This is a genomic window from Dinghuibacter silviterrae (assembly GCF_004366355.1).
GTDB lineage: Bacteria > Bacteroidota > Bacteroidia > Chitinophagales > Chitinophagaceae > Dinghuibacter > Dinghuibacter silviterrae.
The window spans coordinates 1109377-1124123 of record NZ_SODV01000001.1 but is presented as its reverse complement, the minus strand read 5'-3'; the positions used below and the strand labels follow the sequence as shown (position 1 = coordinate 1124123).

Genomic DNA, 14747 nt, shown 5'->3' with positions numbered 1-14747 from the left:
TAATTTTACCCTGTAAATTAAAAGATTTGCCCGACATCATTCGTTTGCTACCGGATGGCATCGCCAACCAGATCGCGGCAGGAGAGGTCATCCAGCGTCCATCCAGCGCCGTAAAAGAGCTGATGGAGAACGCCATCGACGCCGGCGCGACCGACATTCGCGTGATCATCCAGGACGCCGGAAAGGCCCTGGTACAGGTGACCGACAACGGATCGGGCATGAGCGCCGCCGATGCCCGGAATTGTTTTGCTCGCCACGCCACCTCCAAGATCACAGGCATCGACGACCTTTTCCACATCAAGACCATGGGGTTCCGGGGTGAAGCCCTGGCGTCCATCGCCGCCGTATCGGAAGTGATCCTCAAGACCCGGCGGGAAGAAGACGAATGGGGCACGTGTATCGAGATCGACAATACCACCCTTCGGAAAGAAGAGCCTGTAGCTATGGCCAAAGGGACCAGTATCTCGATGAAAAATCTTTTTTTCAATGTTCCCGCGCGAAGAAACTTTCTAAAAAGCAATGCCTCCGAGATGAGGCATATCGTCGAGGAATTCATGCGGATCGCGCTGGCCTTCCCGGAGATCTTTTTTTCGCTGGTGTCGGGCAGCCAGGAAATGTTCCATCTTGAAAAAGGCTCCCTCAAACAACGCATCGTCCAGCTCTTGGGTAATGGGTACAATGCCCGGCTCATCCCCGTCCAGGAAAATACCGATTACCTCAACATCTTTGGTTTTGCGGGGAAACCCGATACCGCCAAAAAAACAAGGGGTGACCAGTACTTCTTTGTCAACAGCCGCTTTATAAAAAGCCCCTACTTACACCACGCGGTCATGACCGCCTACCAGGAGCTCATCCCCGCCGACAGCTTTCCGGTGTACACCCTTTTTATCGACATCGACCCTTCCCAGCTCGACGTCAACGTACACCCGACCAAACAAGAAATCAAATTCACCGACGAGAAGATCGTCTACGCCTTTGTACAGGCGGCCGTCAAACACGCCCTCGCCCAGTTCAGCGTCACCCCCACGCTGGACTTCGACCTGGACGCCTCCATCCAGCAACTGGATGCGGTCACCAAACCCTTTACCTCCCGGGAACGCACCGCCGCCACCGGTTCCTCGCTCTACCAGACCTTTAGCCGCGGGAACCAGGCGCACAAGATCGAAAAGAGCGAGCTAAAGGACTGGAAAGAGTTCTTCACCCCACCTTCAGCTGTGGAGGAGCCCTTCCAACCCATTACCCATACGCTCCAGGAGCCTCTGGGGCTCCCGGGCAGGAACGACCTCCCCGAGTCCGACAGCCAATACCTCCAGATCCTGCGCACGTATATCCTGGTGGCCTACCCCGGCGGCCTCCTGATGATCCACCAGCAGGCCGCCCATGAGCGCGTCCTTTTCGAACGGTTTTCGCTGGCCATCAAAGGCAAGGCCCTCCCCAGCCAGCGCTGTTTGTTCCCGTCGGTACTGCCCCTGTCCCCCGCCGACAGCGTCCTCCTGGAGACCCTTTTGCCGGACCTTGCCCAGTTGGGGTACCAGATCGAACCCTTTGGCAAGGATACGTTTGCCATCCAGGGCACCCCGGCCGACCTCGAAGCGGGTACCGAGCGCCGCGTGATCGAACAGGTCCTCGAACAATTCAAGTTTTCTACCGGCTCTCTCCAGGTCACGCCCCGCGAAAAACTCATCCGTGGTCTGGCGCGCCAGCAGGCCATCAAGGCCGGTGTTTCCCTGGCGCCTTCCGAAATGCGGCACCTGACCGGCGCCCTTATGGAGTGCGCCACCCCCAACGTATCGCCCTTCGGGCAACCGGCGTATGCGGTGCTCGACCATGGGTCGCTGGAAAAATTATTTGCGCACTAGCGTTATTGGACGCGCTGGAATACAACCCTCGCATTGGTCGTCATATCGGAAGACAACCGCACCTCGTAGCGCTGGTCGTCAATATAGACGATCATGAGCGCCGTGTTCGGCGGGATCTCGCCCAAATTCTCCGCATACAAGGAAAGGACCTGCTGCCCCAGGCTAGGGTCCAAATGAAGTGTCAGAACATGTGCGTCCGCGAGCAGCTCGTAGTTTTTGAGGATAAGACTATCGCCAAGGAAAAGGGAGATGCGGTCGCCGTCCACGATGCCGTTGTCGTACAGTTCAAGACGGGCCGTATCGGCCTTGTGTTTCACGGTGAGCTCCAGGGAGTCCTTTCGGGACTTGAAAGCGACGAACCGGAGGGAATCCTGGTTGAGCGGCGGGGCGACCACGACGGGGGCGGGTGGCGCCGCCGGGGCAAGTGAAGGTTTTTCAGCCGCGGGCGTGCCCGTCGCGGGCTTTTCACGCGCAGGGGTCACCCTGGCCACCACGCGGGCACCGCGCTTCACCGCATTGCCGGCCGGCCGGTTCCAGGCCGCATCCGGTGGTATGCTGCGAAAAAAGGTGACGTGGGTATCGGCACACCGCAACCGGCTGCCCGCCGGTTTTTTCCATACACCTTCCAGGTACTCCTTTTCGCTGTCGTGCCGGTAATGCAAGTGAAAGACGCCCCGGCAGTCGTTGGCAAAAATGCCGTTTCGGTTGGCCACCATGGCCACTTCCCGGAGCTCGACGGAGTCCCCCGGAAGCACCTTGCCTTCGAGGCTGATGGCCTGATAATAGATCCCATGTTCCCATAAGTAGTAAACGCTCCCGCTGTAAGCGTTCCCCGATGGGTCCAGGCGCATCTCGACACTCTCCAGGCCTTCGAAAAAACCGGTTTTGTCTTCACTCAGCCAATAGCCGGAAGGCCCTTGCGCCCGGGTGACGGACAGAAAGCAACAGCATAACACTAGGAGGGTGTATCGCATGGAATCGGTGTTTAGGTTTTCACGCCTTGAATGCAAAAAACGAGCCTAACCTCTTTCCTGGGCCCGGAACCAACGCTCCGGTATATCGTTGTTGCTGGCTTTTACATAGTCGGTGTAGCTACAGGCGATGTAGGTCCGGTCGGGGAGCTGCATCCACCAGCGGCCGGTTCTTTTGCTTTGCAGGAAGGTACTTTCGACTTCTCCGAACACCGTGTGGAATTCGTTGTAGTGGTCCCGCTCCTCCAGGGGCGCTTCCTGAAAGCTTTTTTGACGCCCGTCTATAAAATACCACAGCATTTGGGCGATCTGACGGGCGGTCAGGTCATCCCGGTCCAGGGAGGGCCTGTAGCCATAGATACCAATAGAGCTCAGCCGGTTGCTCAGGCCGGCAAAACGCGTCAGCTGGCACATGTCTTCTCCGCTAAAGCCGTTGGGGCTGATCCTCGCGGCGGGGGCATAGCTGTTGGCCATCGCCGAAATGTCGATGCTCACGAGGTCGGAGTGCCGGATGACGGGCTCCATTTCTTCCATCTGTTCCCGGACCCTGCCGACACGGTAGCAATCGAAGTGGAGTTTGTCAAGGGTTTCGAGCATGCGCGGATGGACATAGTAACTTTGAAAACCGATGTGGTTGTAATGCCGGATGTAGTTGGGGTCTTCCGTCAGCATCGAGAGCAGGAAGTTGTCGGCCTTGAGCGGGGAATCCGTATTCAGGTCGATCAGGGCGTCGATACAACTGACCTCTATCAGTTGTTTCCGGTCCCGGTACGCCTGGTACTGGGCGAGGGTGAGGTCGTGGCTGCCGCCCAGGATAACGACGGTCTTTCCCGCCCCTGTCAGCTCCTGGACGACGTGTCTCAACGCCGCGTACGTGTCTTGCAAGGTAGCGCCCCTGCGCACATTTCCTGCGTCCGCTAAGCGGACTTCGGGATGCCAGTAGTACGACGCATAAAAATGCTCCCGGATCTTGTCCGGCCCACCGGGTTCCCCGTCCCTGCGCCCATTGCCCCTTTCCTCTGCAACGCCCAGCAGGACCACGTCTGCGGTACTCATGTCCGGATCGGCTCCCTCCCAAACGGCGATATGGCAACCGATCTGGCCGTCTGAAAAGCCACGGTCGTGGCTAAGCTCGTAGGTACTGACGGGTTGCAGAAAGTCTTGGAGGGACATACAGGTTACTTTAGGGGCAAAGATATTCCTATCTTCGCTTTATGGAACAGGTGTTGCAACAAATTGACCAGTACAAGAAGGAGATCGACCAGTGGGTCATCGGTTCCGCGGAAGACCTGGAGAACTACCGGATCCGGTTTCTCGGCACCAAGGGCATCGTCAAGGCGCTTTTCGGGGAGATGAAAAACATTCCCGCCGGGGAAAAACGCTCTTTCGGGCAAGTCCTCAACGACTTCAAACAACTCGCGGAGGCCAAGTACGAAGACAACAAAGGGCTGACCGACGGGAAGGACAAAGACACACCGGGCATGGACCTTACGCTGCCCGGCGACGCCTTTACCTTGGGCACGCGACACCCCCTTAGCCTGGTACGCAACCGCATCGTATCCATCTACCAGCGGTTGGGTTTTGCCGTAGCGGAAGGACCGGAGATCGAAGACGACTGGCACAACTTCACCGCCCTGAACATGCCCGAAAACCACCCGGCCCGCGACATGCAGGACACGTTCTATATCCAGCGCAATCCGGACTGGGTGCTCCGGACCCATACGTCTTCGGTACAGGCGCGGGTGCTGGAGACCAGCCCCTTGCCTGTGCGGATCATCTGCCCGGGAAGGGTATACCGCAACGAAACCGTATCGGCCAGGGCCAACTGCTTTTTCCACCAGGTCGAAGGACTGTACGTGGACAAACACGTGTCTTTCGCCGACCTCAAACAAACCCTTTACTTCTTTGTAAAGGAAATGTTCGGTGAGCATACCCGTGTTCGCTTCCGCCCGTCCTACTTCCCCTTTACCGAACCCAGCGCGGAGATGGACATCAGCTGCACCGTTTGCGGCGGCACCGGGTGTTCGCTTTGTAAGCACACGGGCTGGGTGGAGATCCTTGGCTGCGGCATGGTGCACCCCCAACTGCTGGAAAACCTCGGCATCGATTCCACGCAGTATACGGGGTTTGCCTTTGGGATGGGGGTCGAACGCATCGCCCAGTTGAACTACCGGGTGAACGATCTGCGCTTATACGCCCAGAACGACCTCCGCTTTCTTCAACAATTTACCAGCAGCACCTAGCCATGTCCCCCCTATCCATCATCGTTTGCGGGGCCGGCACCATGGGGAGCGGCATCGCGGCAGTGGCCGCCCGGTTCGGACACGAGACCTTTCTGTTCGACCTGGAACCGGCCGCTCTTTCCAAAGCAGCGCAAGGCATAAAGGCGTCCTGGCAGGGCCTGGTGGATAAAGGGAAAATGAGTGCGGAAGAAAAGGCCGCGGCAGAAAAAAGGCTGCACCTGTGTAGCGAAGTCCCGGCCGCCGGCGCGGACCTGGTCATAGAGGCCATCGTCGAGCGTTTGGACGCCAAGATCCAATTGTTTCAAAGCCTGCGCGCATCGAAGGATACTATTTTTGCCTCCAATACATCCTCCTTATCGATCAACAGCCTGCAGGACGCCCTACCCGAACCGGGCCGGGTGGCCGGGCTGCATTTCTTTAATCCGGCGCCGGTCATGAAACTGGTCGAAGTAGTCGCCGGATCAAAGACCGATCCCGCCGTTGTGGAGACGCTGGAGCGGCTGGTTCGCTCCTGGGACAAAGTACCGGTCGTCTGTAAGGACGCCCCCGGTTTTATCGTAAACCGCGTCGCCAGGCCCTATTACCTCGAAGCGCTGCGGCTGGCAGAGGCGGGCGTGGGCGACTTTGCCACGATCGACCGCCTCCTCGAATCCACCGGTTTTAAAATGGGCCCCTTCCGGCTGATGGACCTGATCGGCAACGACATCAACCTGGCGGTCACCCGCTCTCTCTATACCGCATTACAGCACGCCCCCCGCTTTACCCCTTCTCCCCTCCAGGAAGCCCTCGTTTCCCGGGGTGACCTGGGAAGAAAAACGGGACAAGGGTATTACGCTTATGTCTAACGCTCAAACAAAACCCATGGTATTCGTCACCGGTGGAACAGGCCTCGTCGGCAGCCATTTGATCAAGGCCCTGCTCGACGCGGGCACACCTGTCAGGGCATTGTGCCGGCGCCCCTACGAAGGCTTTATCCTGACCCCTGCGGAACAGGAACGCGTGGAATGGGTGCAGGGCGACCTGATGGACGTGCTTTCCCTGGAAGACGCCATGGAAGGGATCCGGGAAGTCTACCATTGCGCCGCCATCGTCAGCTTTAATCCCCGTCAGGCGGAGACCCTGCTTCGGATCAACACCGAAGGCACCGCCAACGTCGTCAACGCCGCCTTGGAAAAAAGCGTACGCAAAATGGTCTATGTGAGCTCCGTGTCTGCCCTGGGCCGGCTTAAACAAGACAGCCTCATCGACGAAGCCACCCAGTGGACCGAAGAGACCAACAACTCCCGCTACGGCAAGAGCAAATACTACGGTGAAATGGAGGTATGGCGGGGCATCGCCGAGGGTTTACCGGCTGTAATTGTCAATCCCACCATTATACTGGGTGCGGGTGACTGGGAAAAAGGATCTGCCGAGCTTTTCAAGTCCGCCTATAACGAGTTCCCCTGGTATACCGAGGGCGTCAGCGGGTTTGTCGACGTACGCGATGTGGTACAGGCAATGATCCGGCTGATGGACAGCACCCTTCATTCCGAGCGGTACGTGCTCAGTGCGGACAACTGGACCTACCGGCAATTGTTCTCCACCATGGCCGATGCTTTTGGCCGGCGGAGTCCTCACAAAGCGGTGACCCCCCTGTTGGGTGAGGTGGTTTGGCGCATGGAAAAAGTAAAAAGCATGTTTACCGGCAAAGACCCCCTCGTTACACGGGAAACGGCCCGTACGGCCCAGGCCGTGACGCGCTTTGACAACCGGAAGGTGTTGGAAGCGCTGCCCGGTTTTGCCTTCACGCCCCTGGAGGAAACGATCCGTTTCCACGCCTCGGCATTAAAAAAGCATTTTGCCCTTTGAGCGCCGCAGGCGCGGCTCTTAGCGTTCTTCCAGGCGCTTGACCTTGTCCCAGAGCTCGGGGAGCCGTTTCAACCAGACGAGCCGCCTTTTGGCGACGCCGGCATCTTCCACGGGCGAACCGAAATAGACCTTACCCCCTTCGAGGTCACCGGGCACCCCGCTTTGGGCGAGCACTACCGCATGATCCCCTATTGTCAGGGTCTTGCTGATCCCTACCTGTCCCCAGAGGGTAACCCCGTCCCCGATCGTTACCACGCCCGCGATGCCCACCTGGGCGGCAATCAAACAGTTCTTGCCGATGACGACGTCGTGACCGACGTGTACCATGTTGTCCATCTTGGTTCCCCTGCCGATCACGGTATCGTGGCTGACCCCTCTGTCGATCGTGCACCCGCAACCGATCTCCACGTCGGACTCGATCACGACCCGGCCGCAACTGTCCATCTTTTTGAACCATACATCCCGGGCTGTTTTCCGGTTGTAGTAAAACGCATCCCCGCCAATCGCCGTCCCGGCGTGAACGACCACATTGTCGCCGATCTGGCAATGATCGTAAATCGAAACACCGGGGTGAATGAGACAATTTTCACCGATGACGACATGGTTCCCCACAAAGACATTGGGCATGATAACGGTTCCTTTTCCGATCACGGCAGAAGCGCTGATAGGGCGATCGGAGGACTCGAATGGACGGAAGTGACGAACCAGGGAAAGATAGGCCTCAAAGGGCTCCGGGACCACCAATAACGCCTTCCCGGGGGGTACTTCGGCGACTTGATTGATGATGATGAAAGAGGCCGCTGAATGGATGCAGACGGCATAGTATTTCGGGTGATCGACAAAGGCCAGGTCGCCTTTTTCAACCTTATGCAATTCATTGATGCCCGTCGCAAAGCCTTGCTCATTGCCGATGATAGAAGCTCCTATGAAATCGGCGATCCACTGTACGGAAACTGGAGAGGGAAATTTCATGCCTGCAAAATTTCGTCAAAGGTAACGTGGGGCGTGTGCGCCTTATCCACAGCCCTAAAAAAATTGTGAATAATTTTTTGCTAAAAATCTTCTTTGTAGTGCAAATTCTTTTTAATATTGTGTTGGGAATTTTTTTCCCGGTACTTACTAACCCATTCTTATAAGAAGCCCGACCAAAAGTCGGGCTTCTTCGTTTTTGACATTGTCCGTTGAAACGCATGCCCCATCACTATTTCATCATCTACAAACCTTACCAGGTCCTTTCCCAGTTCTCACCTTCGGAAGGCAAAGCCACTCTTGCCGGGTTTTGCAAGGTCCCCCCCGATGTGTACCCGTTAGGCCGCCTGGATTACGATAGTGAGGGGCTCCTCCTGCTCTCCAACGACCCGGGTCTCAACCATCGTCTCCTGCATCCCTCCTTTCACCACGAACGTGAATACTGGGTCCAGGTGGAGGGCATCCTCACACCCGAAGCGGTAACGCAATTGGCCTTGGGACCGGTCATTTCCCTGGACGGTAAACCCTATAGCACTAAACGATGCGTAGTTGCTGCCTTTAATACCGAACCCGCCGTACCTCAACGCGTACCCCCCATCCGGGTGCGCCAAAACATCCCGACTTCCTGGCTTCGCCTGACATTATCGGAGGGCAAAAACCGCCAGGTCCGGCGGATGACGGCGGCGGTAGGATTCCCCACCCTGAGGCTCATCCGCTATCGCATAGAGGGTATCCGGTTGGATGGGTTGCAACCGGGGGATTGCGTAGCGCTGCCACGGGCGGAGGTGTTCGAAAAGCTCTTCGGGCGACACATTTAGCCCGTTGCGACCAATATTGCACTATATTGCAGGAAAGAACTACATCTATGTTGAAATCAATGACAGGCTTCGGTCGGACGGAACAAAGCGTCGGGGACAAAACCTTCCTGGTGGACATTCGTTCCCTGAACGGCAAACAGTTTGAACTGCAACTGAAGATTCCGGCCATCCTCAAGCCTTATGAGTTCAACATCCGGAACATCCTTTCCGAAAACCTGCTGAGGGGCACCATCGATTGCCTGATCATGCTCAAACAAAACGGGGGGACCAAGCCCGTATCGATCAATACCGAGCTGGCCAAGAGCTATTTCAAACCCCTGGAATCCCTCGCCAAAGAATTGAACCTGGACACGGCCTATACCCTCAGCGCGCTCCTCAAGCTCCCGGAGGTGATCACCCCCTCCACGGAGGTACTGACTGACGAAGAATGGGAAGGGCTGCAGCGGATCGTCCTGGATGCGGTTCTGGACCTGGACCGGCACCGGATGACGGAGGGTGCGGTCCTGGAAAATGACCTGCTCCAACGCGTGGACCAGATCCGGGTCCAGCAGGACCAGGTGATCGCCCTGGAGCCGTTGCGCAAGCAAAAGACAAGGGACGGGCTGACCAAGCTCCTGGAGGACCAGGTAGGGCCCGGGAATTATGACGCCAACCGGCTCGAACAGGAACTCATCTACTACATCGAGAAAATGGACATTTCCGAGGAACAGGTCCGGCTCAAGAACCACTGTGACTATTTTCGCTCGATCATTCTCGAAGACGGGGAAACGGCAAAGGGTAAAAAGCTCTCCTTTATCCTTCAGGAGATGGGGCGCGAGATCAATACGACCGGTTCAAAAGCTTATGATTCAACGATCCAGAAGTGTGTAGTGCTGATGAAGGACGAACTCGAAAAGGCCAAAGAACAAATCCTGAACGTATTATGAACCTCCGGTGGACGAACTTCCTTACCCTGGCCCTGGTTGGCGCGCTCTCGTGCGGGGGGCCCCACCTGAATGATTTTGAAAAAAGCATCCCGATCAAGGGCGGCGCCTGGTCATACGCGTTTCAACCTTCCGTCCAGTTTAACGTGACCGATACCACGGCGGCCTATAAGGTGTACGTCGTTTGCCGGCATACGGACCGGTATGCCTACAAAAACCTTTGGGTGTTTATTTCCACGCGCCAGCCGGGTGATACGGCGTTCCGCAAGGAGCGGTTCGAATTGACCCTTCAGGACAACCTCGGACGCTGGTACGGCACCGGTATGGACGATATTTGGGCGCAGCAGATTCCCTTGTATACAAACCTCCACTTTAGCAAGACCGGGACCTATACCGTCGTGTTCCAGCAAGACATGCGGGATGACGACCTGAAGGGTTTCCTGGACGTCGGGCTCCGGGTGGAAAAAATACCTTGATGCTATTGCTCCATAGACGATACCGGCTATTGATAGTCAATGTCGTGTACTGGTTTCTTCTTCTGTACATCATCGCGGAGCTGGTCTGGTGGTTTATTGCCCTGGGCCGGCAGAACGAAAAAATGGCCGGGTTTGAGCTCGCCAGGATCCGGAGCAGCCTGGACAGCGCCAGCGCCCCTGGGTCGTTTAATACAGCCGTCCGGGCGGTCCACGAACAGGCCCATATGCAAAACATGGGGTATATCGGGGAAGGGGGTGTTTTCCTGATTGTGCTTTTGCTGGGGGCATTTTACGTCTACAGGTTCGTCCGCAGGGAAATGCGGTTGTCGGGGCAGCAGCAAAACTTTATGATGGCGGTTACCCACGAGCTCAAGACACCCATCGCGGTGGCCAAACTGAGCCTGGAAACTCTCGCCAGGCGAAAGCTGGGGGAAGAGCAACAGGCCAAACTGATCCAAAGCGCGCTATCCGAAACGGAGCGTTTGAACCAACTCTCCACCAACATCCTCCTCGCCGCCCAGTTAGAGGAAGGACGGTATACACAGATCCTGGAAGCGGTCTCCTTGTCCGACCTCGTCACCCGGTCGGTCGAATCGTTTTCCGGGCGTTTTCCCGGCCGGTTACAGGGCACGCATATCACGCCGGATCTGGACATAAAAGGGGATCCACTCCTCCTGGAGCTGGCCGTCAACAACCTCATCGAAAACGCCCTGAAATATTCCCCAAAAGACAGCCCGGTCCAGGTGACCTTGTCCGCGGAAGGACACCGGGCGGTCGTATTCCGGGTGGCAGATCAGGGCGCGGGGATACCCGAGGAGGAAAAGTCCATGATTTTTCGTAAGTTTTATAGAGTGGGGAACGAGCAGACGCGGACGACAAAGGGTACCGGTTTGGGGCTCTATTTATCCAGGGCGATCGTCCGTAAACACCGGGGACAGCTCTCCGTGACGGACAATCATCCCAGGGGAAGCATTTTTTCGATCACCTTTTACATTTGATCCATGGCAGGGAATTCCAATGGCTCCATCCTTTTGGTGGAAGATGAAGAAAATCTACAAGACGCCCTAAAGCTCAACCTTGAGCTGGAGGGTTATGAAGTAACGACCGCCTCCAGCGGGACCAGCGCACTGAGGGCGATAGAAAGCGAGTATTTCGACCTGGTGATCTTAGACGTCATGCTCCCCGAGCTGGACGGCATCAGCGTGGCAGAGACCATACGCCTTCAAAACAACGACGTTCCTATCCTCATGGTGAGTGCCAGGAATACGACGGCGGACAAGGTCCTGGGGCTCAAAAAGGGCGCCGACGACTATATCACGAAGCCGTTCAACCTGGAAGAATTGCTGCTCCGGATCTCGAAAATGATCGAGAAGAACAAGAAACTCCAGGAGAAGGGAAGCCTTCCGGCGGTCATCACGTTCGGGAAGAACGTCGTGGATTTCAAGGCCCAGGAGGCCACCAATTTCAAGGGCGAGAAGTTCCCCCTTTCCAAAAAAGAAACCATGCTCCTGAGGCTGCTCATCGAGAACAAAAACGAAGTGGTCACCCGGGAAAAGATCCTTCAGTCGGTGTGGGGATACAACGTGTATCCCACGACCCGCACGATCGATAACTTCATCTTGAACTTTCGGAAATACTTTGAGGCGGATTCGCGGAATCCGGAGCATTTTCACTCGGCCCGGGGCGTAGGCTATAAGTTTACGGAATAGCGCGGGCCGTACGGCCCGCGGCTCAATCCTTCAGGTTGTGCTCGAAACGCTTTTGCAGGCGTTCCGCGACGTCCAGGTTGCGCTGCATGTCCGAACCCGTGTGGATCGGCGCGTACAGGGCCAGCTCGCATTCTTCGAGGAGTTTGCGAACTTCTTCACGGACGTAGGGGCTGAATCCCTTTCGCTCCAAACGCTGCAACACCTGGTTCTTGTCGCGTTCCTGGCCAAGGTCCAGGTATTCGCGCAACAGCGCCCAAAGGCCTGCGTTGAGCTCGCGGTAGTAAGCGGCGCTGTCGTTCTCCCTCAATTGCCGGCGGGCGCTTTCCATCCAGTCCTTTGCCTCATATGTAGTAATGGATGGCGCCATATAGGGTTGGTGGGCAGGGTCTGCCTGGGGCGTGACGCGTACGGACTGCGCGGGCTCTGTTTCGCGGACAGGTGTGCTCCCTACCGGGGCCGTTTCGCTTCTCCGGACGGGTGCATTGTCCGCCGAGGCAGACCCCACATTCACTTCCGGTTGGCTCGTTCCCGGTTTGGGGGCAGCAGCGCCGGTGGGGCGTTTGCGGCGGGCCCGGCTCAGCCCCACGAGGGCCGCCAGCACCAACAACAAACCGGCACCCAGCCAGATCCAGCGGAGCAACGGTTGTGCCACCCCCTGTGTCGTGGTTTGACCACTGGTGTCCCTGTGACCACCGGGACCCGGCAATACCTGCAAGAGCATGGGCGGGGTCGAATCGGTTATATAAGCGGCTGTCTGTGGATTGAAGTACGAGAAACGGATGGAAGGGAGTGTGAACTGCCCGTCGCTGTTGGCGGTAAAGGCGTACGAGAATACCTTTCTTCCCTTGATCGGCGCGATCGTCTGGTCGATCTGTTCTTTGGCCGAAGGATCATATACCTCCAGGCCCGAGGGTAAATGTAATGCAGGCGCGTTGATCAGGGGCAGGTTGCCACTGCCGGCCAACACCAGTTGAAGCGTATCCGTCTGGTTGGCCTTTACGGTCGTGCTGGTCAGGCTGGCCTGGATGGTAAACTGTCCCACGGCGCCGGAAAAATCAGCCGGTTTGCCCGCGTCGGGCAGCGGTTTTACGTGGATCGTGATGGAATCGGTGATCAGGTTGAGGGCATGCTTTTCGGGAACGCCTTCACCTTCTTCATCTCCCCAGAAGTCCTGCATCATCTGGTCGAAGACAGAGCCCGAGGGGGCCTGTTGCTTGGTGGGTTTGGCCTGTCTGTAAAAGGTCACGTTGTTGTCCAGCTCCACCGGTTCTATGGTCAGGCTGCCGCTTTGCAAAGGATACAACTGTGCCTTGCGGATCAGGTAGCCGTTGTACGGCCGCCCGTTCAACATCTCCCTGGAAATCGTCCCCTGTTCGGGCTGCACCATTTCGAAAACAGAGAAACCGCTAAATGAAGGCCGCTCCGCCACCTTGGAGTCGGACTGCAGACGGGAATAGAGTTTACAGGTAGCCACCACCGGTTCCCCTACATACACCGAATTCTTACTGGCGGTCATCCGCAGGATCATGTTCTTCCGGATCTTGTCCTCTGCCTTTTCTCCTTTGCGCAGGAACTGGTCCCCATACATTTCCCTACCCGACGGCGCCAACGGGTCCATGTTCATGGACGGCATCATCCCCTGGAAAGGATTCGACTGTTGGGGGGAAACCCCGCCACCCGTGCTGCCCTTGACGACCTCGACGCTGACGCTGTTGGAGTGCATGGTCTGATTCCCCATAAGGACGGAAGCCGGACCAAAAGTAAACTTGCCCAGGCTCGTAGGTTTGAGCAGAAACGTGACGGAATAGTACCGGCTGGTGTTGCCGTTGATGAGGTTGAACCCGCTGGTATACGAGGGACCCTGGGCAACCTGGAACGAGCCGAAGGAAGGGGGACTGAACTGGTCCACCTCCGACACACCGTCAAGGACAAAGTCAACCTGCAGCAAGTCCTCTTGCCCAATGACTTTTTGGGAAACCTTGGCCGTAAATGACGCTTGCGCGTGTAGCCGTGGGGCCGCCGCCAGGAGTAGGAACACAAACAAGGAGAACGTGATCCGTTTCATAAGACAAGAGACAAATTTAAGTCCGCGAGCCGAGAAAAACGCGGTTAAAATCGTGTTAAACCTTGTGCCGGCGCGGGCTGCGAAGCAGCGCTCCCCGCCGGGCGCCGCCGCGCCTCAGCCAGCCTCCTAAAGGTCCCCCAACTGGGGCCTCAGGACAATATCCTCCACAGTAGCTTGGGGCGACAGGCTGGCCGCGGCAAAAACCATCTGCGCAACGTCAGCAGCCGTCATGATGCGGCCGGGCTCCACCCCCGAGCCTTCCCAGGAGGAGGTGTAGGCTGCCCCCGGGCAAACCGCGGTGACCTTGATCCCGTGGGGCTTCAGGTCCTCCCTCAGGTTTTTGGAAAACCCCAGGAGTGCGAATTTGCTCACGCTATAGGAGCCCCCGTATTTGTAGGCCTGCAGGCTGGCGATCGAGCAGATATTGAAAATGTGCCCGCTGCGTCTCGCCATCATCGACGGCAAAAGGGTACGGGTGACGTGGTAAGCGCTGTACAGGTTGGTCCCGATCATATCCTCAAGGCTACCCTCGGGTTCGTCAAACAGGTTCCCCATGACAAAGCGACCGGCATTGTTGATCAGGATGTCCACGGGCACTCCCTTGTCCAGGACCCACTGCCCGAAAGCCTTTGCCGCTTCCGGCCTGCCCAGGTCAAAGGCGGCGGTAACGACAGTAATCCCCGGATACGCCTCCCTGAGGGAGGCCGCCGCTTTGTCCAGGTCCTTTTCGCCCCGGGCGCACAACACGAGGGAACAGCCCCCCGCCGCAAAGGCTTCCGCAAAGGCAAAACCCAACCCCTTGGATCCACCCGTGATCACGACATGTTTCGATAGTACCATTTTACGCTGTAGATTGCAGGCCCGCA

General features: G+C 57.2%; 14 protein-coding genes. 9 read left to right on the top strand and 5 right to left on the bottom strand.

Features of this window, described 5'->3' with window-relative positions; translation table 11 throughout:
* Positions 1 to 26 precede the first annotated feature (26 nt).
* Complete coding sequence (gene mutL / locus EDB95_RS04980) at positions 27 to 1859, top strand: DNA mismatch repair endonuclease MutL (protein WP_133991174.1); 1833 nt, start codon at positions 27 to 29, stop codon at positions 1857 to 1859.
* Positions 1860 to 1861: 2 nt separating this feature from the next.
* Here the strand turns inward: mutL and EDB95_RS04975 are convergent, their stop codons facing one another.
* Positions 1862 to 2833 carry a hypothetical protein gene (locus tag EDB95_RS04975; protein ID WP_133991172.1) on the bottom strand — a complete coding sequence of 324 codons (972 nt, stop codon included), beginning with the start codon at positions 2831 to 2833 and terminating at the stop codon, positions 1862 to 1864.
* Positions 2834 to 2878: 45 nt separating this feature from the next.
* Positions 2879 to 4003 carry a formimidoylglutamase gene (locus EDB95_RS04970; RefSeq protein ID WP_133991170.1) on the bottom strand — a complete coding sequence of 375 codons (1125 nt, stop codon included), beginning with the start codon at positions 4001 to 4003 and terminating at the stop codon, positions 2879 to 2881.
* A gap of 41 nt (positions 4004 to 4044) precedes the next feature.
* On the opposite strand from EDB95_RS04970, the gene pheS reads away from it, so the two are divergent.
* Genes pheS through EDB95_RS04955 form a run of 3 tightly spaced genes read left to right on the top strand, consistent with a single transcriptional unit; the run spans position 4045 to position 6921 of the window.
* Positions 4045 to 5073: a phenylalanine--tRNA ligase subunit alpha gene (pheS, locus tag EDB95_RS04965; RefSeq protein ID WP_133991168.1), complete on the top strand. Its 1029-nt coding sequence runs from the start codon at positions 4045 to 4047 to the stop codon at positions 5071 to 5073.
* A 2-nt stretch (positions 5074 to 5075) separates the two neighbouring features.
* Positions 5076 to 5918, top strand: coding sequence for a 3-hydroxyacyl-CoA dehydrogenase NAD-binding domain-containing protein (locus tag EDB95_RS04960; protein ID WP_133991166.1), 843 nt, complete (start codon positions 5076 to 5078; stop codon positions 5916 to 5918).
* Positions 5911 to 6921 (top strand): NAD-dependent epimerase/dehydratase family protein, encoded by a 1011-nt coding sequence (locus EDB95_RS04955; RefSeq protein ID WP_246073519.1) that lies wholly within the window; start codon positions 5911 to 5913, stop codon positions 6919 to 6921. The genes EDB95_RS04960 and EDB95_RS04955 overlap by 8 nt, the downstream gene beginning before the upstream one ends.
* 18 nt (positions 6922 to 6939) lie before the next feature.
* Here the strand turns inward: EDB95_RS04955 and EDB95_RS04950 are convergent, their stop codons facing one another.
* On the bottom strand, positions 6940 to 7893 hold the full coding sequence (locus tag EDB95_RS04950; RefSeq protein ID WP_133991162.1) for a UDP-3-O-(3-hydroxymyristoyl)glucosamine N-acyltransferase: 954 nt from the start codon (positions 7891 to 7893) through the stop codon (positions 6940 to 6942).
* A 218-nt stretch (positions 7894 to 8111) separates the two neighbouring features.
* Here EDB95_RS04950 and EDB95_RS04945 point away from each other — a divergent pair, with 218 nt between their 5' ends.
* Genes EDB95_RS04945 through EDB95_RS04925 form a run of 5 tightly spaced genes read left to right on the top strand, consistent with a single transcriptional unit; the run spans position 8112 to position 11816 of the window.
* Positions 8112 to 8708, top strand: coding sequence for a pseudouridine synthase (locus tag EDB95_RS04945; protein ID WP_133991160.1), 597 nt, complete (start codon positions 8112 to 8114; stop codon positions 8706 to 8708).
* Between the two features lie 59 nt (positions 8709 to 8767).
* A complete protein-coding gene (locus EDB95_RS04940; RefSeq protein WP_246073517.1) occupies positions 8768 to 9634 on the top strand; it encodes a YicC/YloC family endoribonuclease in 867 nt (288 codons plus the stop codon).
* On the top strand, positions 9631 to 10107 hold the full coding sequence (locus tag EDB95_RS04935) for a gliding motility lipoprotein GldH (RefSeq protein ID WP_133991156.1): 477 nt from the start codon (positions 9631 to 9633) through the stop codon (positions 10105 to 10107). The genes EDB95_RS04940 and EDB95_RS04935 overlap by 4 nt, the downstream gene beginning before the upstream one ends.
* Positions 10107 to 11105 (top strand): sensor histidine kinase, encoded by a 999-nt coding sequence (locus EDB95_RS04930; RefSeq protein WP_133991154.1) that lies wholly within the window; start codon positions 10107 to 10109, stop codon positions 11103 to 11105. Before EDB95_RS04935 ends, EDB95_RS04930 begins: the two co-directional genes overlap by 1 nt.
* Before the next feature lie 3 nt (positions 11106 to 11108).
* On the top strand, positions 11109 to 11816 hold the full coding sequence (locus EDB95_RS04925) for a response regulator transcription factor (protein ID WP_133991152.1): 708 nt from the start codon (positions 11109 to 11111) through the stop codon (positions 11814 to 11816).
* 22 nt (positions 11817 to 11838) lie between these two features.
* Here the strand turns inward: EDB95_RS04925 and EDB95_RS04920 are convergent, their stop codons facing one another.
* Together EDB95_RS04920 and EDB95_RS04915 are read right to left on the bottom strand one after the other, a co-directional pair.
* Positions 11839 to 13881, bottom strand: coding sequence for a BatD family protein (locus EDB95_RS04920; protein ID WP_133991150.1), 2043 nt, complete (start codon positions 13879 to 13881; stop codon positions 11839 to 11841).
* A 126-nt stretch (positions 13882 to 14007) separates the two neighbouring features.
* On the bottom strand, positions 14008 to 14721 hold the full coding sequence (locus tag EDB95_RS04915; protein ID WP_133991148.1) for an SDR family NAD(P)-dependent oxidoreductase: 714 nt from the start codon (positions 14719 to 14721) through the stop codon (positions 14008 to 14010).
* Positions 14722 to 14747 lie beyond the last annotated feature (26 nt).

Excerpts from the sequence above, each read along its gene's own strand:
- EDB95_RS04975 (WP_133991172.1), bottom strand. The coding sequence starts at position 2,833 with ATGCGATACACCCTCCTAGTGTTATGCTGTTGCTTTCTGTCCGTCACC.
- EDB95_RS04970 (WP_133991170.1), bottom strand. The coding sequence starts at position 4,003 with ATGTCCCTCCAAGACTTTCTGCAACCCGTCAGTACCTACGAGCTTAGC.
- pheS (WP_133991168.1), top strand. The coding sequence starts at position 4,045 with ATGGAACAGGTGTTGCAACAAATTGACCAGTACAAGAAGGAGATCGAC.
- EDB95_RS04960 (WP_133991166.1), top strand. The coding sequence starts at position 5,076 with ATGTCCCCCCTATCCATCATCGTTTGCGGGGCCGGCACCATGGGGAGC.
- EDB95_RS04955 (WP_246073519.1), top strand. The coding sequence starts at position 5,911 with ATGTCTAACGCTCAAACAAAACCCATGGTATTCGTCACCGGTGGAACA.
- EDB95_RS04950 (WP_133991162.1), bottom strand. The coding sequence starts at position 7,893 with ATGAAATTTCCCTCTCCAGTTTCCGTACAGTGGATCGCCGATTTCATA.
- EDB95_RS04945 (WP_133991160.1), top strand. The coding sequence starts at position 8,112 with ATGCCCCATCACTATTTCATCATCTACAAACCTTACCAGGTCCTTTCC.
- EDB95_RS04940 (WP_246073517.1), top strand. The coding sequence starts at position 8,768 with ATGACAGGCTTCGGTCGGACGGAACAAAGCGTCGGGGACAAAACCTTC.
- EDB95_RS04935 (WP_133991156.1), top strand. The coding sequence starts at position 9,631 with ATGAACCTCCGGTGGACGAACTTCCTTACCCTGGCCCTGGTTGGCGCG.
- EDB95_RS04930 (WP_133991154.1), top strand. The coding sequence starts at position 10,107 with ATGCTATTGCTCCATAGACGATACCGGCTATTGATAGTCAATGTCGTG.
- EDB95_RS04925 (WP_133991152.1), top strand. The coding sequence starts at position 11,109 with ATGGCAGGGAATTCCAATGGCTCCATCCTTTTGGTGGAAGATGAAGAA.
- EDB95_RS04920 (WP_133991150.1), bottom strand. The coding sequence starts at position 13,881 with ATGAAACGGATCACGTTCTCCTTGTTTGTGTTCCTACTCCTGGCGGCG.
- EDB95_RS04915 (WP_133991148.1), bottom strand. The coding sequence starts at position 14,721 with ATGGTACTATCGAAACATGTCGTGATCACGGGTGGATCCAAGGGGTTG.